This window comes from Moorena sp. (genome assembly GCF_982860115.1).
Genome location: NZ_CEYLVT010000002.1, coordinates 20,441 through 43,204, shown reverse-complemented (window position 1 = coordinate 43,204; position 22,764 = coordinate 20,441). Strand labels below are relative to the sequence as shown.

The 22,764-nt window shown below is 42.3% G+C and carries 17 protein-coding genes and 1 pseudogene; 8 read left to right on the top strand and 10 right to left on the bottom strand.

All coding sequences use genetic code 11. The features are described 5' to 3' along the window. Positions 1 to 749: 749 nt before the first annotated feature. The 6 genes from AC4II3_RS00695 to AC4II3_RS00670 all read right to left on the bottom strand — a co-directional run bounded on the left by AC4II3_RS00695 (position 750) and on the right by AC4II3_RS00670 (position 7,182). Positions 750 to 1,616 carry a hypothetical protein gene (locus tag AC4II3_RS00695; RefSeq protein ID WP_488014370.1) on the bottom strand — a complete coding sequence of 289 codons (867 nt, stop codon included), beginning with the start codon at positions 1,614 to 1,616 and terminating at the stop codon, positions 750 to 752. Between the two features lie 468 nt (positions 1,617 to 2,084). After that, positions 2,085 to 3,182: a dTDP-glucose 4,6-dehydratase gene (gene rfbB / locus AC4II3_RS00690; protein WP_488014372.1), complete on the bottom strand. Its 1,098-nt coding sequence runs from the start codon at positions 3,180 to 3,182 to the stop codon at positions 2,085 to 2,087. Positions 3,183 to 3,509: 327 nt separating this feature from the next. Beyond that, a complete protein-coding gene (locus AC4II3_RS00685) occupies positions 3,510 to 4,583 on the bottom strand; it encodes a glucose-1-phosphate thymidylyltransferase (RefSeq protein WP_488014374.1) in 1,074 nt (357 codons plus the stop codon). Positions 4,584 to 4,843: 260 nt separating this feature from the next. Further along, the gene (gene rfbD / locus AC4II3_RS00680; RefSeq protein WP_488014376.1) at positions 4,844 to 5,743 is read right to left on the bottom strand and encodes a dTDP-4-dehydrorhamnose reductase; all 900 of its coding nucleotides are present in this window, start codon (positions 5,741 to 5,743) and stop codon (positions 4,844 to 4,846) included. Next, positions 5,740 to 6,285 (bottom strand): dTDP-4-dehydrorhamnose 3,5-epimerase, encoded by a 546-nt coding sequence (gene rfbC, locus AC4II3_RS00675; RefSeq protein WP_488014378.1) that lies wholly within the window; start codon positions 6,283 to 6,285, stop codon positions 5,740 to 5,742. The genes rfbD and rfbC overlap by 4 nt, the downstream gene beginning before the upstream one ends. A gap of 276 nt (positions 6,286 to 6,561) precedes the next feature. Continuing rightward, a complete protein-coding gene (locus tag AC4II3_RS00670) occupies positions 6,562 to 7,182 on the bottom strand; it encodes an alpha/beta hydrolase (protein WP_488014384.1) in 621 nt (206 codons plus the stop codon). Between the two features lie 274 nt (positions 7,183 to 7,456). Here AC4II3_RS00670 and AC4II3_RS00665 point away from each other — a divergent pair, with 274 nt between their 5' ends. The 5 genes from AC4II3_RS00665 (at position 7,457) to AC4II3_RS00645 (ending at position 14,292) form a co-directional block, all read left to right on the top strand. Continuing rightward, positions 7,457 to 8,977: a hypothetical protein gene (locus AC4II3_RS00665; RefSeq protein WP_488014380.1), complete on the top strand. Its 1,521-nt coding sequence runs from the start codon at positions 7,457 to 7,459 to the stop codon at positions 8,975 to 8,977. Further along, the gene (locus tag AC4II3_RS00660; RefSeq protein WP_488014382.1) at positions 8,970 to 10,142 is read left to right on the top strand and encodes a DUF1822 family protein; all 1,173 of its coding nucleotides are present in this window, start codon (positions 8,970 to 8,972) and stop codon (positions 10,140 to 10,142) included. The genes AC4II3_RS00665 and AC4II3_RS00660 overlap by 8 nt, the downstream gene beginning before the upstream one ends. A gap of 157 nt (positions 10,143 to 10,299) precedes the next feature. After that, positions 10,300 to 12,792, top strand: a complete 2,493-nt coding sequence (locus tag AC4II3_RS00655; RefSeq protein WP_488009524.1) for a CHASE2 domain-containing protein — start codon at positions 10,300 to 10,302, stop codon at positions 12,790 to 12,792. 55 nt (positions 12,793 to 12,847) lie between these two features. Beyond that, positions 12,848 to 13,537, top strand: coding sequence for a hypothetical protein (locus tag AC4II3_RS00650; RefSeq protein WP_488009522.1), 690 nt, complete (start codon positions 12,848 to 12,850; stop codon positions 13,535 to 13,537). Positions 13,538 to 14,103: 566 nt separating this feature from the next. Further along, a complete protein-coding gene (locus tag AC4II3_RS00645; RefSeq protein WP_488009520.1) occupies positions 14,104 to 14,292 on the top strand; it encodes a hypothetical protein in 189 nt (62 codons plus the stop codon). Positions 14,293 to 14,420: 128 nt separating this feature from the next. Here the strand turns inward: AC4II3_RS00645 and AC4II3_RS00640 are convergent. The 4 genes and pseudogenes from AC4II3_RS00640 to tsaB all read right to left on the bottom strand — a co-directional run bounded on the left by AC4II3_RS00640 (position 14,421) and on the right by tsaB (position 18,255). Next, positions 14,421 to 15,050: pseudogene (locus AC4II3_RS00640) on the bottom strand (Uma2 family endonuclease). Between the two features lie 82 nt (positions 15,051 to 15,132). Continuing rightward, positions 15,133 to 16,125 carry an endo-1,4-beta-xylanase gene (locus AC4II3_RS00635; RefSeq protein WP_488009518.1) on the bottom strand — a complete coding sequence of 331 codons (993 nt, stop codon included), beginning with the start codon at positions 16,123 to 16,125 and terminating at the stop codon, positions 15,133 to 15,135. Positions 16,126 to 16,259: 134 nt separating this feature from the next. After that, positions 16,260 to 17,396, bottom strand: coding sequence for a DNA-processing protein DprA (dprA, locus tag AC4II3_RS00630; RefSeq protein ID WP_488009516.1), 1,137 nt, complete (start codon positions 17,394 to 17,396; stop codon positions 16,260 to 16,262). A gap of 154 nt (positions 17,397 to 17,550) precedes the next feature. Next, the gene (tsaB, locus tag AC4II3_RS00625) at positions 17,551 to 18,255 is read right to left on the bottom strand and encodes a tRNA (adenosine(37)-N6)-threonylcarbamoyltransferase complex dimerization subunit type 1 TsaB (protein ID WP_488009514.1); all 705 of its coding nucleotides are present in this window, start codon (positions 18,253 to 18,255) and stop codon (positions 17,551 to 17,553) included. 68 nt (positions 18,256 to 18,323) lie between these two features. On the opposite strand from tsaB, the gene AC4II3_RS00620 reads away from it, so the two are divergent. From AC4II3_RS00620 to AC4II3_RS00610, 3 genes are all read left to right on the top strand, one after another. After that, positions 18,324 to 19,601 carry a valine--pyruvate transaminase gene (locus AC4II3_RS00620; RefSeq protein ID WP_488009512.1) on the top strand — a complete coding sequence of 426 codons (1,278 nt, stop codon included), beginning with the start codon at positions 18,324 to 18,326 and terminating at the stop codon, positions 19,599 to 19,601. Between the two features lie 93 nt (positions 19,602 to 19,694). Beyond that, on the top strand, positions 19,695 to 21,440 hold the full coding sequence (locus tag AC4II3_RS00615; protein ID WP_488009510.1) for a PAS domain-containing sensor histidine kinase: 1,746 nt from the start codon (positions 19,695 to 19,697) through the stop codon (positions 21,438 to 21,440). A gap of 12 nt (positions 21,441 to 21,452) precedes the next feature. Then, complete coding sequence (locus tag AC4II3_RS00610; RefSeq protein WP_488009508.1) at positions 21,453 to 22,574, top strand: hybrid sensor histidine kinase/response regulator; 1,122 nt, start codon at positions 21,453 to 21,455, stop codon at positions 22,572 to 22,574. Positions 22,575 to 22,764: the final 190 nt, after the last annotated feature.

Below are 22,764 nucleotides of genomic sequence, written 5' to 3'. Positions count from 1 at the left end.
GAACAGGGAGTAGGGAGTAGGGAGTAGGGAGTAGGGAGTAGGGAATAAAAAATATCACAATTTGTACACGGATTGCTAGACTGAAATAAGTAATGATTTACCTCTTAACCATTCAAAATATAACACCATCAACTAACCTATCGAATCTCCATAGTTTTAACCTGAAATTAAGTAATTAATATCTCAAGCAACTCTTAGTAGTTATTACTTAATTATTGTCTCGACTATCAGTTTATATCTAACTCAGCTAAAATTTATAATTTTTACGGCAAACTAACTAAAACTTTAACTATATCAAGCTTGGATAAAAAAAAATATGATGATAGAAAATTCGATAGTTTATCCCTTGATCTACAAGGGAAAAGGGAACAGGGAACAGGGAACAGGGAAAGATAGGCAGGCGTGGTAGGTGTTTAAAGCGTGGTAAACATGGTAAGTGTGGGGCCCGGGGAGCAACTGGCGTCCTTTCCACGGGGCTTTAGTAAAGCGCATGGCTTACCAGCAGGACGTCACTGGCTCGAATCAAGTACTGCCCATGTCTGTTGAATGCCAAGGTTATTGGTAGCAGTGTTGCTACCGTTCTTGAGTAATTGGCAGCATATTCCACAAGAAGCACCGATTCCTAACGTGATTCCTAAAGTAGTGAGTCATCGGTAGCTTTTTAGTGATGATGTTTACTTATGCTGTTTTGTGGCTCCGAATGTACGGTGGTGGCTAACTTGGGCACCAGAGTTCCATGAGTAACTGAATTACGAACCTTCCTGCCAACCTTCAATAGCTGCGAAGAAAACGTTCACCAAGGGATGATCTACCGCCTCTTTAAATGCCTCTGTTCCCCCCGTTTTTAGAACATTAATCATCCTTTGTTTTAGGGTGGGTTTATCTTCAATCTGATCCACCGCCTTAGCCACCACTGCCATTTTTTCAGCATTGGTTGAAGTGGGGTTAGTTTGGGACAGTTGCTCTAAAAGCTGTTGAATTTCTGCTGCTGCCTCAGTTAAATTATGGTCTTTGGAATAGTCGTTGAACGTACCACCGTGCTGATCTCTATTAGCGAAGCCACCACCAAAGTTGGCACCACGGAGGTCATTGTTAATTGGCTGCTCAGACATAGTGTTTCCCTCATTGTGATAATTTTCTACATAAAAACTCGGACGGTTCAACGCTCTTTCTAGGTGTCTAGTTAAAAAAACAATTAGATTATATTGTTCTTGAATCAAACGTAGCAAAGCATCTTGATATAAAGATTTAAGGTTTTGTTTCGGTTGAAGGTTTTCCTTTGGCTTCCAGGTGCTACTCAGAGATTGCTCCCTCAACTTTGATTGCTCACTCCATGGAAGCGATTGGATAGTTTTCTTGATAGTTCTAAAGAATTCGACAATAGCTTCTTCTCTTTGATAGGTTGAACTTCCAGAATCCTCAAAACTTCTGGGTATTGAATAGGTAATAGTGTGATCTCTGAGAAACTGTTCAAGACTAGAAAAAGCAATAATATGTTGTTCGTAGGAAAGACTCCTCCTTTTTTCTAGAAAGCGATCGCATAACTCAATTACTGCGCTATACACTTTGTCTGGTAAATTTTGGACAAAGTACCTTGTAAATTCTTCGTCTGTCATAGCTTCCCTCTCATCAGTTCAGCAACTTGTTTTTAAGATGTTCAATAGTTTAATCTTTTCAAGATTTTTCCATATATTTTCATTCCTTTTTAAAAATCTAAATTTCCGGAAAAATTGAACGTTTATACTTCTTTTATCTTTAAGCCTTGTGGCGGCACAACTGCTTTATAGATAAGGAGCATTTTTTTAGGATAAAAATAGTTTCTGAGGTCTCTTATTATTAGGAATTGGTAGCATACCCATGTTTAACGAATAACTAACTAAATTTTTAACTAGATAAAGCTTGGATGAAAAAAACTATGATGAGAGAAAATTCGATAGTTTATCCCTTTATCCACAATGGATATCATCTATAGCATTTACAAGGGAACAGGGAACAGGGAACAGGGAACAGGGAACAGCGCTACTCCCTACTCCCTACTTCCTAAAACCTAGGAAGAGGTACCTCACCCTTCACTTTTCACCCTTCTAGGCATAAACTTTCTGATAATAAGCTTGATACTCTTGGGATAGCAATGGTTGCCACCAATCTCGATTGCTCAGATACCACTCAATGGTTTTACGTAGTCCACCTGCTAAGGTTTCCGTTGGTACCCAACCCAGTTCAGTTTTAATTTTAGTGGCATCAATAGCATAGCGACGGTCATGGCCTGGGCGGTCTTTGACAAAGGTAATTAACTGTTGCGCTGGAGCGACCGGTAGATCAGGGGCTAATTCATTCATCAGCTCGCAAATCTGGTGAACTAGGTCAAGGTTTTTGACTTCGTTATTGCCACCAATGTTATAGGTTTCTCCTGGTTGACCTTTGTGAATCACTACATCTAAAGCACGGCAATGATCACCGACATAGAGCCAATCTCGAATATTTTGTCCATCCCCGTAGACTGGTAGAGATTTGCCCAACAGGATGTTGATGCACATCAGGGGAATTAATTTTTCTGGAAAATGGTAGGGTCCGTAGTTATTGGAGCAATTAGTGATAATAGTGGGGACCCCATAGGTATGGTAATAAGCCCGAGCAAGATGGTCACTGCCAGCTTTGGAAGCAGAATAGGGACTGTTGGGGGCATAGGGTGTAGTTTCACAGAAGGCTGGGTCATCAGCACTTAGACTGCCATACACTTCATCCGTGGAAACATGGAGGAAGCGATAATCCGTTGGTTGTCCTAGATTTTGCCATTTTTGCCGGAAGGACTCTAGTAGGGTGAAGGAACCGACCACATTAGTGCGGATAAAAGCATCGGGTCCTAAAATGGAGCGGTCAACATGGGATTCAGCAGCAAAATGGGCGACAGTGTCAATGGTTTCTTCCTGGAGCAGGCGGTCTACTAGAGTGCGATCGCATATGTCTCCCTGGACAAACCGCAAATTTGCTTTCTCTTCCAGACCGGCCAGATTCTGCCGGTTGCCAGCATAGGTCAGAGCATCCAGTACCACCACGCGATCGCCTGGGTACTGTTCACACCAGTGATGAACAAAATTCGAGCCAATAAATCCTGCACCACCTGTTACTAGTAATTGGCGAGGTTCTCTAGTAGTCAAGGATTTTTGTTCAGAAGAATTCATGATTAGTTTGAGTGGATTAGTGCTTCAGTGGGTTAGTAGAAAAGCTCAGGTAGTGACAAGCTAATTTGAAATTTTACAGGGGTTAGGTTTTAGGGGTTAGGTATTAGGTAAAATTGCCCTTGCGGGATGGATTTATTAAAACTATCATTGACGAAGTATGCGTGAAAATTGTTTCAATTGCTGGGAAATACAAATGACTCCGATGCGCTTATTTTACCCAACATCTAAAACCTAAAACCTAAAACCCAATACCTATCTAGGTTTGAGCTTTGTTGTCACCCCGTGAGCTAGAAAAGTCAGCTGACCGCTGACCGCTAAATGCTTACCTTAAGTTAGTTCAACTTGTGAGTCATCACCAATCATGAATCGTAAGGCTTTTGGATGTTGGGGTGCAGCTTTAACTTGAGCTCTTTCTCCAATTAAACTATCAACAATTCGTTGATGAATTCCCGTTAATTTAGCACCTTTTAGAATCACGCTATTATCAATGTCAGCATCTACTAGAGTAGCTTGGTCAGCAATGCTAGTATATGGACCAATAAAGCAGTTTTCTAGATGGCAGTTTTCACCAATGGTAACTGGACCACGAATGGTACAATTAGTAATATAAGACCCCTTACCAATCTGTACCCGTCCGCTAATTTGACTTTCGGAGTCAATTTCACCATCAACATCAGATTCTAGACAAGTATCTAAAATAATCTGGTTAGCAGCTAGTAAGTCATCTTTTTTCCCAGTATCCAGCCACCAACCTTTGAGTTTAAAAGCTTCTACATTTTTTTGCTGATCAATCAAGTATTGAATCGCATCGGTAATTTCCAGTTCTCCTCTAGCAGAAGGCTGAATGTTAGCAATTGCTTGATGGATAATAGGAGAAAATAAGTAAACACCTACCAGTGCTAGATTAGAAGGAGGAACTTTCGGTTTTTCTACTAGCTGCAACACTCGGCCAAATTCATCGACTTTGGCAACACCAAAGGCAGTAGGATTTTCTACTTCCCTTAGCAGGGTGAGGGCATCCAGATTTTTGTTCTGGAAATTCTCTACAAATAAGTTCAGCTCACTTTGAACCAAGTTGTCTCCCAAGTACATTACAAAGGGAGAATCTCCGAGAAAGGGTTGGGCCACTTTAACGGCGTGGGCAAGTCCTAAGGGTTGGTCTTGGAGGATATAGGTAATGTTGGCTCCGAAGCGATCGCCATTTCCGGTTTTAGCCTTAACTTCTTCCCCAGTTTCAGGACTAATAATAATACCGATATCAGTAATACCAGCAGCGATAATGGCTTCAAGCCCATACCACAAAATTGGTTTATTAGCAACAGGTACTAACTGTTTGGCACCAGTATAAGTTAGGGGACGTAAACGAGTGCCTTTTCCCCCAGAAAGAATTAGTGCTTTCATAAGTTATATGAAATCCTCACTATAAAGTCTGAAATATGAAATATGAATTATTAAAGTTGAAAGTTGAACGCGATCGACGCGCGTCCCGCTTTCAGCGAACGCATGGCCTATTGGCCAAGGTTAGCAGGTTGAACTTGAACTATAGCGCTTCTCTATAGTAATCAGGTACACAGGATTTTTTTCCAATTCCCGATTCCCGATTCCCTACTCGCTACTCCCTACTCGCTACTCCCTACTCGCTACTCCCTACTCGCTACTCCCTACTCCCGATTCCCAAGCTTTTGATAAAGTTCTGCTAGCATTTGCCTCAAAGATTGACGCCAATGGGGCGGATAGCTTCCCAAGGTTTGGGATATTTTCTGGTTTGAGAGAACTGAGTAAGCTGGACGCTGGGCAGGAGTGGGGTATTCTGGGGTAGTAATTGGGACAACTCGCTGCAATTTTAAGGGAAAGCCCAAGAGTTTGGCTTCTTCAAAGATGGCAACGGCAAAGTCATACCAACTAGTGACACCACTGTTGGTGAAGTTATAGATTCCTCCTACCATTGGATTAGAATCCATTCCTTGCAAAAGTTGAGTAATAGTTACTGCTATATCCTTAGCCCAGGTAGGAGTACCCACTTGATCCGCTACCACCCGAAGCTCTTCTCGCTCAGCCCCCAGTCGTAACATGGTTTTGACAAAGTTGCCATGACCACGAGTACCGTAAACCCAAGCAGTCCTAAGAATTAGATTGCGATCGCATTTTTGCTGTACTCCTTCTTCCCCTTGCAGTTTCGACTTACCATAGGAACCGATGGGGTTAGGAGTGTCTTGCTCCGTATAAGGAGTATTTTTTTTGCCATCGAATACATAGTCAGTGGAAATATGGAGCAGGATGGCTCCTAAATTCTGAGCTTCCTCTGCAATGATGGTCGGAGCAACAGCATTAATCGATTTAGCCAATGCCAGTTCTGTCTCTGCTTTATCCACAGCTGTGTAAGCCGCTGCATTGACAATCACGTCAGGCTTAATCTGATCAATTACCTGACGAATACTCTCCGGCTCAGCTAAGTCCATATCCGAGCGCCCCACACCGATTACTTGGCCTACGGAACTCAGAGTATGTTGCAACTCTTGACCCACTTGTCCAGTGATGCCAGTGAGTAAGATTTTTTTCATGAAAAAACCTCGGCTGTTTTGAAAGACTTACCCGCTTGATCTTTAGCCGACAGACTGGGAGAGTCGGTCAGAGGCCAATGAATGGCTAGGTCAGGGTCATTCCACAAAATAGTCCGCTCGTGATCAGGAGCGTAGAAGTCGGTAGTCTTATATAAAACTTCAGCGAATTCAGAGACCACCAGGAATCCGTGAGCGAATCCAGCCGGAATCCAGATTTGTTGTTTATTTTCTGCACTCAGCAAACAACTAACCCACTCTCCAAAGGTCGGGGAGCTTTTTCTAATATCCACTGCCACATCAAATACAGTCCCCAGTAAAACCCGCACCAATTTACCTTGGGGCTGCTCAATCTGGTAGTGTAATCCTCGAAGCACTCCTTGGGCTGAACGGGAATAGTTATCCTGGACAAACTCAGCGGTGATCCCAGCTTTATCTGCTAGAACTCGTTTGTTGTAGCTTTCAAAGAAAAAACCACGGTCATCACCAAAGACGCGGGGTTCAAGAATTAAGACTTCCGGTATTTTGGTTTCAATAACGTTCATAGAGTTCTCTGTAAACTTTTTGTGAAATATTTCAGCTTGACACTTGACACCCCTGTGGTCTGTTAATTGAAAGCAATATCGCTAGGTAAAATAGGAATTAATTATAGTAGTCTGCACTCAAGTAGAACACCTAGTATGTATCTAGGCTTAATCTGACAAACAAACTTTTGCATTCTTCTGAGTTTCAAATTGCTATCAGGATTTCGGACAGGCGGATGCTGGAAATTATCGAAAAAATTAAATTAACTAAAATAAATTAACTAAAAGTCATTCAGATTACCGATTAGCCATTAGTTTAATAACAAAATTACGAAATAACACTACTACCTCTGGGATGATTTGATGTCCCATGTCAAATTCTTGATACTTGACCTGTATCCCTAAACCAGTTAGAGTATCTCTAGCATGGTGAGCAGCAATTAACGGTACAACCTCGTCTTGTCTACCATGAACTATCAAAATCGGTGGTAACGATGAGCCTGCAGGAGGTTGAGGTTCGCTATGTAAATAGCCACTCATGGATACTAAGCCTGCTATTGGCAAGGTTAACCCTACATCTAATGTCATGGCTCCGCCTTGGGAAAATCCACTCAGAATGGTGCGGGATAGGGGCACGCCAGTGCTGCCTTGGAGGGATTTGAGCCAATCAATTAGCTTCTGTCTGCTTTCGGTTAAGCCTTGATAGTCGGAGCCATTTAAGTCATACCACATTTTCCCCCCAGGTGCAGGATGGTCAAAGGGAGCTTCAGCAAATAGAAACTGATAGTCTGGTAAGTTTAGCGCCTCTGCCAAAGTTACCAAATCTTGGGAGTTGGCTCCAAAGCCGTGTAAGCAGACAATTAATCCAGTTGGTGGTTGGTTGTTGGCAGGGGGAACGTTAATATACTTCAGTGACAAGGAATTATCTCCAGAATCAGAGTAGGTTATCTCTTGAGAATTGTACGCTTTTCGGCAAGCAGTTGATAACAGCGTTATTCCCAGAGCTCCTAAACTTTGGGATATAAATTTTCGTCGCCTCAATCGATTGAGTTTCACCCTGCTTCCCCATTACCGATTACCCTCAATGGTTCCACCATTGATCAACCCCTTGCCTGTTGCTGTTGCTTGAGAAAACTGCATAGGTTAAATAGCATGACATCTATATACTACTAGAGTGCTGTCTCAATCAGTTATGGATGCATCTAGATACTCGACAATTCGGGTATTTGACCCAGGCAATAACCAAGAAGGCTACAAAGTCTGCCATCACAACAAAGCACAGGAGTTTTTCCAACAAACACTCCTGGGATTACATCCAAAGCAAAGATTATCAGCTCAGTGGGAGCGAGATATCCAGGATTTACTGCTATCCTGGTTTCGTGCTGAGCTATCTACTGTTGATCCTACATGTCAGGCGTTAGCTGGACTTTGTCTTCGGTGCTATGTTTCTTCCTCGATCTTAAAGGCTTGTAAAACACTAGGGAGTCAGTTTTGCCTTGACTATCGGTTAACTTACCGTGAACTGCTATCCTATGTACTCAATGATGATGGCAAAACTCCGATTATTCTCGATAGTGATGGCAAAACTCAACTGCTTCTTAATCAGCAAGGTGAGATTAAACGTGGACTTGGTCAGTTTTTTACGATTGATGTCTTAGCAAGCTATCGTCTGAACTCATCAGCTCGCCTGAGTTTGGACAATTGGGCATATCTTAAAACCAAACAACATCCTGACATCAAAGGTTGCTTAGCTGAACAGGGATTGCCATTGTCCAGTAACTGGTCACTGTTGGGACGAGTTAAACTCAGACACCTTGAACAGTTCTATCCACGCGATCGCAAACTAGTAGAAACCTTCCATACTGTCTATTCTCAAGACAGACAACAGCAGCGGCGCAATAGAGTTAACCATAGATTTAACCATAGAGTCAACCAATGCCTTGAGCCTAGGGATGACCAACTCCAAGACATGCTCCACCTGTTGCCAGAACGTGGTGTTATCATCAATTCCACCAAAGAGCTTCACAAAGAACTAACCAGGATAGCCAAGGGTCTGCAAGAAGAGGAGATTTGGAGCAGCAGAGGAAGTCCGATCTGGGAACCTCTAGAAGCACAGGATCCAGAAACTGGGGAGTATGTTCCGAAAGAATTACCTGATCTAAACTCTATAAATACCATAGATCATTTAGGACAATCTGAATTGCAGGATTTTCTTGAACAGGGACTGATTGAGGTTTTAGATCACGCTATAGGGCAAGCGTTGGTTGAGCACATTGCCTCTTTAGAGCAAAGCCGCCGTTACGCTTGTTTTGCGTCAAAGGTTATCCCAGGTTTCCGATTCTTTTACTGTGAGGGGAAGTCTCTTAAAGAGATAGCAACCCTTTTGAATATGACCAATCATTCCCAAGCCAGCCGAGTCTTGGCACCAGGGAAACTGCTCAATCGCGTTCAGTATCTGAGTGTAGAAAATTTTTTCCAGCTTATGTCAACAACTACTAAGGGATTAGCTCTGGAAGAAAATGCCACAAAGCTGGATTATTTGAGTAATGTGATGCAGGAATTCGAGGCTTTCTTAAACACACAAGTTTTTCAAGAAGCGGTAGCCGAACTGAGTACGTCTAAAAGCCGTTCAATGACTAGTTTATATGCTCAGATAATGTGCCGCTATCTAGATGAATACAAGACCAAAAAACAAGGAGAGAACAATGACTAATACCAGTATAGAGTCAATGGATACAACCCTTCCAATACTAGAATACTTTTGGCTCGAAACAGAAGACTTTGAGCAAGCCATAAAGATTAAGAAACAAGTTAATGATGAAGGAAATCAGGAGCAAAGTTATCTAAATGGTTTAGCATTATTGGGTTTTCAAAGATGGTTAGAAGAGCGGGTTGATCAGCTACCAATTATTACGGAGAACTGTTCGGTGTATCAACCAGACTATGCTAATCTGATTGATACGGTATGTAATTTGAGAGTTGGGGACTTTAATCTGTGTATAATTGTCACGGATAACTCCAATGATCAATTGGTTACTGTACCAATTGCTGCGGTTGAATTACCAGAACTTGCGGCTCATTTCTATATCCTAATTGAGGTTAAAGAAACCCAAGAACAGGGTATTATTCGAGGTGTTTTACGTCACGACGAGTTGATTAACTATAGCGAATCAGCTAACTTACCACAAGGTAACCGTGACTATAATTTACCTCTGTCTTTATTTGATCAGCAACCAAATCATTTACTCCACTACTTGCGTTGGTTAGATTCCCAAGAGATCACAATTCCAGTTGCTGATACTAAGCGTTCTGTTCAGGAAATCCTACCATTCTTTGCTGAAACAGCCATTAATACAGCAGAGTGGCTGCGAGGGGAAATGGATGAGTTAGCAAGCTGTTTATCTTGGCAACTGCTTCCTGACTATACCTTTTCTAAGCCATCCATGCGTCGGATTAGTCCAGTATCCGATGAACCAGACAGATATCGAGCGATCGCTAAAGAGTTGAGACGACAAAAAGGATTAATTGTTCCGTCTCATGCTCGTGGTTCTTACCAAACTCTTAATTTAAATGGCATTCTGTTCAAACTATGTGCTGTTACCTGGTTCATTTACCAGAAAGCACCAGAAGATACTCGAGAATGGGCATTGCTATTGCTAATCGAAGACTGTCTTGGTAATACACTTCCCCCTGGTATGAAGTTACGAATCAGCGAATTCACTGGTGTTGTATCTGAAGCGATATTGGTAAATGAACGTTATCTCCATGTTGCAGTAGCAGGTACCTGGAACCAAAAATTTGTAGCCACCATTTCTTTAAGTAATGGAGCCTCATTAACCCTACTTCCCTTCGCTTTTGAGCCTGATAAATGTTTATGATATTTTAAGAGGGAGTAGGGATTAGGGGGACTAAAAAAGTAACAAATTACCATTTTTTAATTGGAGCGAAGCAGCGAAGCGATGTTTCAAGCCCCCGAATCCATTTGTGGTAATTTTTTTAATTTTTAATTGATAATTTTGAATTGGAGCGAAGCGATTGACAACTAATCATCAAAATAGTTTTAGACTAAATGTTTGGCAAGCTGATTCATCTTGTCTGTTTTATTTACGGGGTAATCACGGACAGGAAGTATCCGCTAAGTTGGACTATCCAGCTAAAGTAATAGACTGTTATGAAGAGTGGCGATACCTTTACCTCCAGTTTTACCCGAAATTGCGAGCCAGAGAATTATCTAGTGGTGCCATTACACCAGTAGTCGATGATTTGGGACATGAATTAGAAGAAGCAAAAGAGATATTTCTGGATGTCTTTCAACGGTGGTTAGGTCAATTACAGGCCATTCGAGAAACAATTCAACATCAAATTTTCACTATTGCTAGAAAGGAATCACAGTCAAATAAGACAGCAGAAGCCTATCGAGAAGTAGCTATTTTTATAGCCTGCGATTCTATGGAATTGGCACGGCTTCCTTGGGAAGCATGGCAGTTGCTTCCAGAGGATATCCCCAGTGGGATAATTCGGATTACCAGGATTCCGATGACTACTCAGGCAGAAACAATAGCGCTAGATAATCAACTGCGCCATGGGAAACCTCGGATTTTAGCCATTTTGGGGGATAATACAGATCTGAATTTGGAGAAAGATAAGCAGGCTATTAAGTTGCTCAAAGGAGTTGCTCAAGTAGAGTTCTTTGACTGGCAACACCAAGGATATGGGGTGAATCTTAAAGCAGCACTGGCGGCAGAAATAACCGATGAAAGGGGGTGGGATGCTCTATTTTTTATGGGTCATAGTGATGAAACAAAAGTTACTGATGGAAAATTAGCGATCGCGCCAGAGCAGTTGGTATCTATCAGTGAAATAAAGGAATACCTAACTACTGCTAAAAATCAGGGACTTCAGTTGTGCGTCTTTAACTCCTGTAGTGGTCTAAAAATAGCGAATCGGTTAGCTGATTTAGGCTTGCAAGTGGTGATCATGCGGGAGGAAGTTCATGATAATGTTGCTCATGTATTTCTCAAGGAATTTTGCAGTCGCTTAGCTCAGTATCAGGATGTCCAGGAAGCAATGGTGGCAGCTTGTCGCAATTTACAGGTAGGTGAGAAGTTTGTTTATCCATCAGCCTACCTGATTCCTTCGTTTTTTAGTCCCTATGGTGCTAAGCCATTTCGGATTGAGCCTTGGGGTTACCAGAAACTACTTCAGCAGTGGCTACCTAAACCAAAAGAAGCGATCGCATTAGCTAGTGTGCTTTTAGTTAGCGCTATGGTTCCTGTCCAAGACATGTTGCTAGATGGGCGAACGTTTCTTCAAGCTGTCTATCGCGATAGTACAAACCAGTTTCCTCGGGAGGGATTATCCTCCGCGAAGCCACGCTCTGTACTGTTAATTGCTATTGATCAAGACTCAATCAATCAGGCGCAACTGGAGATAAAAGGCTTTAAAACCCAACCGATGGAACGGGAATACCTTGGCAAATTAGTCAGACAACTCTCGAACTCAGGCGCTAAGGTAATTGGAATTGATTATCTCCTCTATACCCAAGAACCAAGAGAGGAAAAACTGGCTAGTGCGATTCAATCCGCTGTTAGTCAACAGGATACCTGGTTTGTCTTTGGGGTCAATCAGGAGAAAAATCGCAAGGTGTTTCCGAAAATTGCTAGCCCTAAATGGAGTCTACAAGGGGATATTACCTTTTTCCGTTGGGATATGGAACTCCCCCAGGATGCCACCTGCAACAAGTCATGTCCTTTTGCCTATCTACTGGCTCTATCACACCAGTTGCACCAACAGCCAAACCACGGGATAGGATTAAATCCTAATGTTGAAAGTACCACCAACTTTCAGCAACAAGTTAGTCAGTATCTTCAGCAAGTCAGTAGCCAGGATAATGCGATTGGCCGTAGGCCACGCTACGCGAACGCATCTGTTCAACCCAAGAATCTACCTTTTGCGATTGGCCGTAGGCCACGCTACGCGAACGCATCTCTCAAACCAAATAATTTACCGTTAGGGATGCGCTATATTATTGACTTTTCTATTCCTCCAGAACAGGCTTATGAGCACAAGCCTGCTTGGGAATTCCTCAAAAGTGACTTTCCTAACATTGAGCAGCAAGTGGTTATCATTGCCTCTGGGGGATATGATGAAGCCGAGGATAATTTTTCCCTACCTCTAGCTATTGAATATTGGTGTCATCCACTGAATCGAACCAGAAAGCCACGAGATACTTGTCCCAAGGTATTTACCGGAGGTGAAGCCCATGCTTACATGGTTCACCATTTTTTATCGAAGCATACAATAAAATTAATTCCCGACAGCTGGATGATTCTATTAGCAGCATTGTTAGGAAAAGGAACAACGCTGCTACTGCTCCAGCAAAAGCCTCAAAAACGACACCAATCAGTATTGATCTTAGTTGGTGCTACAGCGGTCTATGGAATAATCGGACTACAGGCTTATATCTCAGCTTCTATTTTAATTCCTATAGCTTTACCATCAATTATACTCTGGTTTTATATTATTTAGTTAATTATTAATTGGTAATTCTTAATTTCCGGCAAGGCTTTGGCATTTAACTCCTATGTATCGATTAATCCGAGTGTTTTATCTACTGCTAATTACTGGAACGATGAGTATTAGTTTTCCGAGCTCATCAGTATCAATTGCAGCTTCGTTTACCACTCAATGGCATCAAGTAGCGAAAGCAGTGAGTCAAAGTAAACAGGAAACAAAATCTGTATGGGCTAAGATCCGAGATATTTTTCGTAGGAAGAAGGATGAAGCAGGTACCCATGGAGAGTTTTGTTCAATTTCTCCTAATATTGCTGCCTATCGCACCTGGAGTGACCAACCTCTATTTGCTTGGGAAGGAAGTGTTAACATCATTCAAGTTCGTTCCTCTCGCTATGGACAAGCCTTATGGTCTTATCAGGTAAACGATAATCAGACTAGTGTTATGTACAATGCCGATGGTAAAGGTCAGCCACTTCAACGAGGTCAAGAATATTATTACTGGGTAGAGTACAACACAAAGGATAATAATGGACAACTAATTACAGATACCGAAACTATTCCCTTTCAAGTTATGGGTGCTGAAGCCTATCGGATGATCAAAGCTGAATTGCCAGCTGAGAAGTTTCGAGATCAGCACGCGAGTTACTTTGCTGAGCGCGATCTTTTTCTAGATGTCGTACGAGTGATTTCGGCGTTTGGGTACTTAGAGAGTTGGAATACTAATACTGAGAAATTATATCAAGAGTTTTGTGAGTAGTCAAAGGCGAATTGAACGTAAAAATTACTGAAAAATAAATTAGTCTGACTCCTGATGCTAAGCTCCTCAATCCGAGGATAGTTTGTTATGTTAAAATCAGGTATTATCAGTCTTCACAATTCATAATTTTTAGTTTTCATAGTCTAACGAGACTAGTCTTAACTACAGAAATTAGGCAGCAAATCTACCTGTAGTGTTGTATTCCCTATAGTTTTTTTTGACTAGTTTTGCTTAAGTTATAAACTAGCTTCATATTTCCTTAAAGCTTTCTTAACAAAATCATTAATTATATTGATAATAACTTGATGCAGGTTGTCCGGAACACCTGATAAGATCGTTATAATCAACATCAATTGATTGTTTTTACAGAAACCTGTAACGGCATAGGAAGCTATAGTTATCAAGATTCATTGAGGGGTTTGAGGGAGCTCCTGAATTATATTAGCGCTGTTAGTTATAACCTCTCGTTGCTAGGGAATTGATCAACTACCAATCTAATCAGCCATTAAAGTGAATTTTTGTTTGAACAGTCAGAAGTAAGCCACTGTAGTCGAGATAATCTAAAAATGAAAAAGAAACTGGCCAAAATTGTTAATACTGCAGTCACCAGTATTGCTCTCTGTATTGCGATCGCATGTTACGTTTATAAAGCAGAGGCTGCTCCTGTGTTTCTAAATCTTTCCTGGGAAAGAATTAATGGGTTGAGAGTTGAATTTCTGTTCAGGTTCGACCAGCAGTTTGTACTAGGATTTTAAGATAAGCTGTTGTGCATTTTAAATGCACAACAGCTAGGCACAAGGCAGAAACGATGCACTTGGGTTTCGGTCATTGCGGTAGCGCCAACGTATTTTCCTAGCTCTGCTTGGAAACTGCCACTATAGAATCATATAATTTCTGATAAATCTAAAGTAAATCCAGATAAAACATCTTCTCCTGATAAGGTTTTCGGAGATTGGATAATTTCTACATCTTGATTGGGACGATAGATTTCCACAACCTTATTTTGGGGATCGATTAACCATCCTAATCTAGCGCCATTTTCCATATATTCTCTTACTTTAGCTTGCACCATTTTCAGCGATGCAGCGCCTTCATGCGGGGGTTTCCCCCATGAGCGACTGCATCAAGACAGGGAATCACTGGGAGAACGCAGTTCTAGCACAAAATCAGGACATAAAGGAACAAATTTATCCTGTTCTTCTGATGTTAACCCTTCCCAACGCTCTTGTTTAACCCAAGACGCATCAGGAGAACGATTTGCTCCATTAGGTAGTTTAAATCCTGTATTAGAGTCAAATGCAACACCAAGTTTCATTTGACTGCTCCACAATTCTAGTTGAGTCGATAGTTTAATATTTCGTCTACCTGTATTTCCTCCCGTAGGTGACATGATGATTAAATCTCCTTCAGAGGTGCGCTCAAATCTTAAATCCCTGTTATCTTGACAAAGCTGTAAAAATTGTTCGTCACTTAAATTAATAGTTAATTCGAGGGTATCAGGTAAATATACCATGTTAATTACCTCCAAAATTATACAATAATTTATTGAATTAAAAAGGATAACTTAAGCGATTTTTATTTTTATTTTTTACGTTTTAACTATCAATTTTCAAAACCTCTACCATCGCGTGATAAGCAGCTTTAGGATGATAGGATTCATCGAAAGGTAGAGGGGAATCTGGTTTACCAAAGAAATCTGGAATCCAGGAATGATGATCGGCAAATTCCCAAGTTAAGAACGCTGTACAATTGGGAGCCTCTAAACAAACTTGCAGGATATCTCGATATACCTGTGTCTGAGCAGCCACCCGTTCTTCTGGTGTGCCACTACCATCATGGATTTTTACGTCCATCTCGGTAACCTGAACCTGCAATCCCAACTCACCCAGACGCTTCATGTTTGCTGCTATGTCTTCTGGCTTGGGAGGATTTTGAATACTAACGTGCATCTGAAAGCCAATGCCATGAATTGGGACATCCCGTTGGCGCAATTCTTTGACCATGGCATAAATCGCATCTGACTTTGCCCCAAGTCCTTCTCCACCGTAGTCGTTATAAAACAAGGGAACTGTGGGGTCAGCTTCATGAGCCCAGCGAAATGCCAACTCAACGTATTCTGGTCCAATGCCGCGCAACCAAATTGTATCTCGTTTCCTTTGTCCTGCTGAGTCTTGGTCTGCTACCGCTTCATTGACCACATCCCAAGCTGCTAATTGTCCCCGATAGTGACCAACAACAGTATGAATATGTTGTCGCAGGATATGGATTAACTCTTCCGGTGTCCATTGTTCGTGGGTTAGCCACCAAGGCACACTATGATGCCAAACCAGATTATGACCGCGCACCTGCATCTGATTGGCTTTGGCAATAGCTACAAAGTTATCAGCAGCTTCAAAATTATAGTGATGGCGTTGGGGCTGTAGCGCCTCAAACTTCATGATATAAGTTGGTGTCACAATGTTATATTCACGCATCAACACCTGCTGATAACTAGGATCGTCTCGCAACGGTTCCATAGATACTCCCGTTCCAATCGCCAATTTGCGCTTTTGTGCCAAGGAACGTAAATTACTGTTATTTGTATTCATCTCAATTTTTTCTATTGACTGTTGACTGTTAACTGTTAACTGTTAACCTACCAACCTTAAACCTACAACTTTAAACCTTAAACCTGCAACTTTAAACCTGCAACTTTAAACCTGCAACTTTAAACCTTAAACTTTCATATTTCAGTTATTAATCTTCGATATCGCATCCCTGGAGCCTGAGAAACTAATCCCATTAGTTCCAACTGTAACAAGGCACTGGATACTGAGCCTGCTTCTAAAGCTGCTTGCTCGACAATGATATCGAATGGGGTTGGTTCAAATGCGATCGCATCCAATACTTTTGCCAATGCTGGCTCTAAGGTCGGTACAGGTAAAGCGGGTAAAGGTTGTTCTAGAGCGGAGTGGGGGTCAAGTTCTGGTATAGCTCCGAGCATTTCCAACAAGTGACCTTCACTTAAAATTACATGGGCACCCCGATTTAACAGTCCCAAACAACCGATAGAATTGGGATTATCTAAGGAACCCGGTAGTGCATAGACATCCCGACAGAACTCATTGGCGAGCCTAGCAGTAATTAGCGCTCCGGACTTGTTAGGCGCTTCCATCACTAAAACTGCACGGCTTAAACCAGCAATAATCCGATTCCGTTGGGGAAAGTTGGAACGTGCGGGTTTCGTACTGGCTGGATACTCGCTGATTACCAATCCCTGCTCTTGAATTTGTTTATAAAGATAACTATTGCTCAAGGGATATACCACATCAAGACCAGTTCCCAAAACTGCTATGGTCCTACCACCCGCTTCCAGACAGCCGTGATGGGCTTGTGTATCAATTCCCACTGCCATACCGGACGCCACTGTAAAACCATGCTTAGCAAGGGTAGCACTGATTTTACGAGTCCAACGTTTACCGTATTCCGTGGGATTGCGGGTACCCACAATACCGACTATCGGCTTACTACCGTAATTTTCTTGTAGATCAACTAGTCCGCTATAGTATAGCGTTGCGGGAGGACTAGGAATTTCTAGTAACAAGCGGGGATACTCCCCATCCGCTGGTGTCCAGAAACAAGGATTTTTGACCAAGTGTTGCTCGAGTAGCTGTTCTGGTAAGTATTGCCCACGCATTTTCACTACTCTTTCGATCAGCCGCACCCCAAGCCCCTCAACTGCTCCTAACTCTGAAGCTGACGCTTTCCAAGCCTCCGCCAGAGTCCCAAACTGTTGCTGTAGCCGTTGGAGCAATACTGATCCGATACCGGGAACTTCTGACCATGCCAGCCAGTACGCACGTTCTTCTTGGTTGGTCAATCGCTTCGCTCCAATTATAAATTATCAATTTATAATTCAAAAATACCCCATCAATCTAATTATAAATTATCAATTTATAATTCAAAAATACCCCATCACTTCAATTATAAATTATCAAAAAAATATAATTTTCTTAATTCTTAATTCTTAATTCTTAAACTGGATGTTGCCCATAAAACGGCAGTACTTCTGACCAGTTGGGGCGCTTTCCCTGTTGCCAATCGAGATAAGCAAGTTCCAAAACACCCCTAGCATAACTCCCCAAATTTACCGGAGCCTCTAGCAATCGTAATGGTGTTTCTGAAGTATCCAACACTTGTTTCCATTGATCTGAAGTCATGACAGCATCTGGTAATATCTTGCTCAGCCCCAGACCAGCTATTGATGGCTGATAGATGGCGGTATACAGCTGACCCCGTTGGGCAGGCATTTGAATAGCAATCTGTTCCCGTAGCGTGTGCTTCGCGCATGTGCTTCCTCCTGATCCCGAGTTGTCTTGATACATAGCACCCTGTTCTCCGTCTTTCCCCTCTTGCCCTAACCATGCGATCGCTGCCAGTGTAGAAATGCCAAACAGGGGAATATCTAACTGTTGTGCTAGGGTACGAGCAGTAACTATACCGATACGGGTACTCGTAAAGCTACCCGGTCCGATAGCTACCGCAATGAATTCTAAGTTTTCCCAAGTTTGGGAATTGAGAAATTCAGTCAAGTGCTGATGCAATTGGCCAGACAACTCTCGCCCTAAGTCCCAAGTTTGGCAGCGGGTATCCCTGGCAAAGTTACTGATCACCAGCCCAAGTTCAGGACTAGTGGTGTGAAGGGCAAGAGCATATTTGTTTGGTGCGAGAATCGGCATTTTGGTATGATTTTCGTTTGGAGAAGTCTTGATCAAGTACCCTCAAAGCCAAAAGGTTGTCAATATCCATGGATCCTACCCTGACTCAAATTGGGACTCACATGTCCAAACTGACTGGTGTCCGAGCGATTATGAAAGATATTATCGAAACGCTACGAGCTGGTCAGGGAAAAGATTGGATTAATCTCAGTGCAGGGAATCCAGTGATTTTGCCGGAAGTCGAGCAACTTTGGCGGGATTGCACGGCACAACTGTTGGCTAGCGCAGAGTATGGTGAGGTAATTTGCCGCTACGGATCATCTCAAGGATATCAGCCTCTGATCGATGCGATCGCAAAGGATTTCAATCAACGCTACGGTCTTTCCCTAAGCGATCGCCATATCCTGATTACTCCCGGTTCTCAATCCATTTACTTCTTCGCCGCTAACGCTTTTGGTGGCTACACCAGCAACGGCCAGCTCAAACAAGTTGTCTTGCCCCTTTCTCCAGAATACACTGGCTATGGAGGAGTAAGCTTGACTCCAGAAGCAGTATATGCTTACAAACCTACTCTGGAAATTAATCACGAGCAACACCGTTTTAAGTATCGCCCTGATTTCAGCCAATTGAAGATTAGCGAAGAGACTGGCTGTGTAATTGTTTCCCGTCCCTGTAATCCCACTGGCAATGTCCTCACCGATGAAGAGGTAATCAAAATTGCCGAAATGGCGACACCATTCAATGTGCCAGTGTTGATTGACGCAGCTTATGCTCCACCGTTTCCAGCACTGAACTTTACCGAAATGACACCAGTCTTTCGAGACAATATCATCCACTGTTTGAGTTTATCAAAAGCTGGACTACCAGGGGAACGGGTTGGTGTAGCAATTGGAAATCCCGAGGTAATTAGCATATTACAATCCTTCCAGACCAATCTTTGTATTCATTCGGCTCGCTATGGACAAGCTATTGCCGCAAAAGCGATCGCATCTGGAGCACTCCCTGAGATTGCCACTAATGTAATTCGCCCCCACTACCAGCAAAAGTTTGTGACCCTTGAACGTACATTAGACAAATCCATGCCCAAAGACTTGCCTTGGTTCTTGCATCGGGGTGAAGGAGCTATCTTTGCTTGGTTGTGGTTACAGGATTTGCCAATTAGCGACTGGGAACTGTATCAAAAGTTGAAGCAGGTGGGTGTGATTGTGGTGCCTGGGAGTACATTTTTCCCCGGCTTACGAGAAGACTGGTCTCACCAGCAACAGTGCATTCGCATCAGTCTTACTGCTAGTGAAGAAGAAATTGAAATCGCCATGCAGCGTTTAGCAACATTGGTCGAGGAAGTCTATCGGGTGGGGTCAGGTTAGTGTTTCCGTTGGAGATGTTGTGATAATCTAACAGCGTTCCAGAGTACTTGTTCGATCAGTACTGATTAAATAATCTTCACATTATATTAACAGATGGAACAGCAGCAGCTAGCAAAAGTGTTGGAAACTGGCGATCTAGGGGAGTTGCTAGGCATTATTAACCAGCCTAACTTGCTCACAACCCTTAACTCTACACAGATGTGTAGGATTATCAAGGGACTTGGGCAAGTACTGGAACAACAAACTGCTCAGTTAACTCAGGTCAATCAGCAAAAACAACCGGAAATTACCAACCGTAAGCCTGCTCAGGAGAAATTGCCCCAGGGTGATCAGCAATTGGAATACCAATTTCAAAAACAGACAACACAATTGTCCGAAGCTAATCATCAGCTGCGACACGCAAAAGAGCAACTAGAGGCAGTTTTGGATGCTGTACCGGGAGCAGTGTCTTGGATTAGTGCTGATGGTCGATATCTTGGGGTGAACCGACATCTGGCTCAGAGCCTACAATTACCTCCAGAGACTTTTGTCGGTCAAGAGTTGGGCTTTCTGCACAGCAGCCCTCAGTTTGTTGGCTTTATGGGTCAGTTTCTCGCCTGTGGGGACTCAGGAGCTTCCCAGGTGGTCGAGCTGAAAGTGAAAAATTCGTCGAAATATTATCTAATTGCGGCTCAGAAGTACCAGCAAGGTGCTGCAGCCGTGTGTGTAGGGATTGATATCACCCAGCATAAACAGGCAGAATTAGCTCTACAACAGCTCAACCAGGAACTAGAACTGAGAGTCGAACAACGGACTGCTGATCTACGGAAAGTCAATGAACAACTTCGCAAAAGTGAGGAACAATTTCGCCTGATTTTTGAACTCTCTCCTATGGGTATGGCAATTACCAGCACGGATGACTCCCTGCTACAGGTTAACCAAGCCTTTTGCGAAACGGTTGGTTACACAGCTGACGAACTGGGGCAGAAAAAGGCTACAGATATTATCCATCCCGATGATCTAACAATTAACCTTACCCCGAATCAAGAGTTGTGGCCAGGAAGAACATCCCACTTTCAGATGGAAAATCGCTTACTGTCGAAAAATGGTAGAGTTATCCATGTTTTGACCAAAAAAGCAGTTTTAGTCAGGGATGCTCAAGGTAAGCCCCGAAAATTTCTGTATCAAATTGTAGATATCACCGAACGCAAGCAAGCGGAAAATCAAGTTAGAGCCTCTCTAACCGAAAAAGAGGTTTTGCTCAAAGAAATTCATCACCGGGTTAAAAATAACCTGCAAATTATTTCTAGCCTACTCCGACTACAGTCGAGGAAAGTTGAAGATCCACAAGCCTTAAGTTTGTTCAAAGATTCCCAGCATCGGGTTCAATCTATGGCTCTGATTCACCAGCAGCTGTATCAATCCCCAAATTTAGCCCAGATTAATTTTGGAAAATACATTCAAACCTTAACCAATAACTTGTTCCGTTCCTACGGCATTAACCGAGAGACAATCGCCCTCAATATTGAAGTTACCACAGCTCCCTTGACCATTGATGTAGCTATTCCCTGTGGGCTAATCATCAATGAATTGGTGTCTAATTCACTCAAATATGCTTTTCCTGACAATCAAGAGGGTAAGATTGAAATCAGTCTAAGCTCAGATCAACAGGGTCAGCGAATCCTTACAGTAAGTGATAATGGTATTGGTTTACCGGACAATTTAGACTTTAAATCCACTAAATCCCTTGGTTTGAGTATTGTTCGTAACTTGACTGCACAACTGGGGGGTAACATCATCCTTGACTGTAGCCAAGGCACTAGATTAGAAATAAAGTTTCCCGATTCACTGGATCTCTAAAGCAAGTCGAGCATGACCAAGAAAAAAATCCTAGTTGTTGAAGATGAAACACTTGTGGCTATGGATATCACGAATAGCCTCAAACTCCTAGGGTACATGGTTCCTGCTGTAGCTGTATCTGGAGAAGAAGCAGTTAGAAAAGCTGAGGAAATCCAACCGGATTTAATCCTGATGGATATTCGTTTGAAAGGCCAAATAGATGGCGTGACTGCTGCCAGACTGATTAGGACAAAATGGAATATACCGGTGGTGTATTTGACTGCCTATAGCGATGAGATCACCCTAGAAAGAGCTAAGATAACCCAACCGTTTGGTTACCTCCTGAAACCATTTGAGGAAGAAGAACTGCGAGTTACCATTGAAATTGCCCTCTCTCGGTTTCAAGCAGAAGCAAAAATCCGTCAAGCACTGGTAAGAGAACAGCAGCTTAGAGAACAAAAATCTAGCTTTGTCTCTATTGTTTCCCACGAATGCCGTACACCTCTGAGTAAAGTTCTCCTAGCTACTGAATTGTTAGAACGCTATAGCAAAAATTTGGTTAAGGATAAACATCTCAAGTATTTTGAACAAATTAAAGGTTCTATCCAAGATATGAAAGAACTCTTGGATGAAGTTTTATTTATTGAAAAAGCAGAAGGAAATAAGCTAACTTTTAAGCCAACTCCAATTAACCTAGTAGAATTCTGCTCTGATTTGATAGAGCAGATGCAGTTGGCTACTGGGGGTAGCCATAGGATTATTTTTACTCCTCAAAGTAATATTCCTGATGCCTATATGGATAGCCAACTCCTTCGATATATTTTCAATAACTTGCTATCTAATGGGATTAAGTATTCTCCTGAAGGGGGAAAGGTAGAGTTTCAGTTAACCGTGGAAGGTAACTGGGCAATTTTTAAAATAACAGACTCCGGAATTGGTATTCCCGAACAAGAGCTTTGTCAACTGTTTGAACCTTTCCAGCGAGCTAGCAATGTAGGGGATATTCCTGGTACAGGTCTAGGATTATCGATTGTTAAAAACAGTGTAGAGCAGCACCGTGGTCAAATTTTGGTAGATAGCCAGGTTGGTGTAGGGACTTTGTTTACCGTTAGACTACCCCTGTCTAATCACGGGAGTAATATCAAGTCCGGTTGAATTTCCATCATCCAGACGATTGATGAAGCAGATCGCGCACCGAACCCCGGCCCAGGGAGATTTTTATTCGGCAGGAAGCCAGGGGACTTGAAGTGACTGCATAATGCAGTTATTGCATTTAAATTATGTAAAATTTTAATTAAAATCATTATTTAGTAACAAAATATACAAAAAATTAGCATTACTTTAA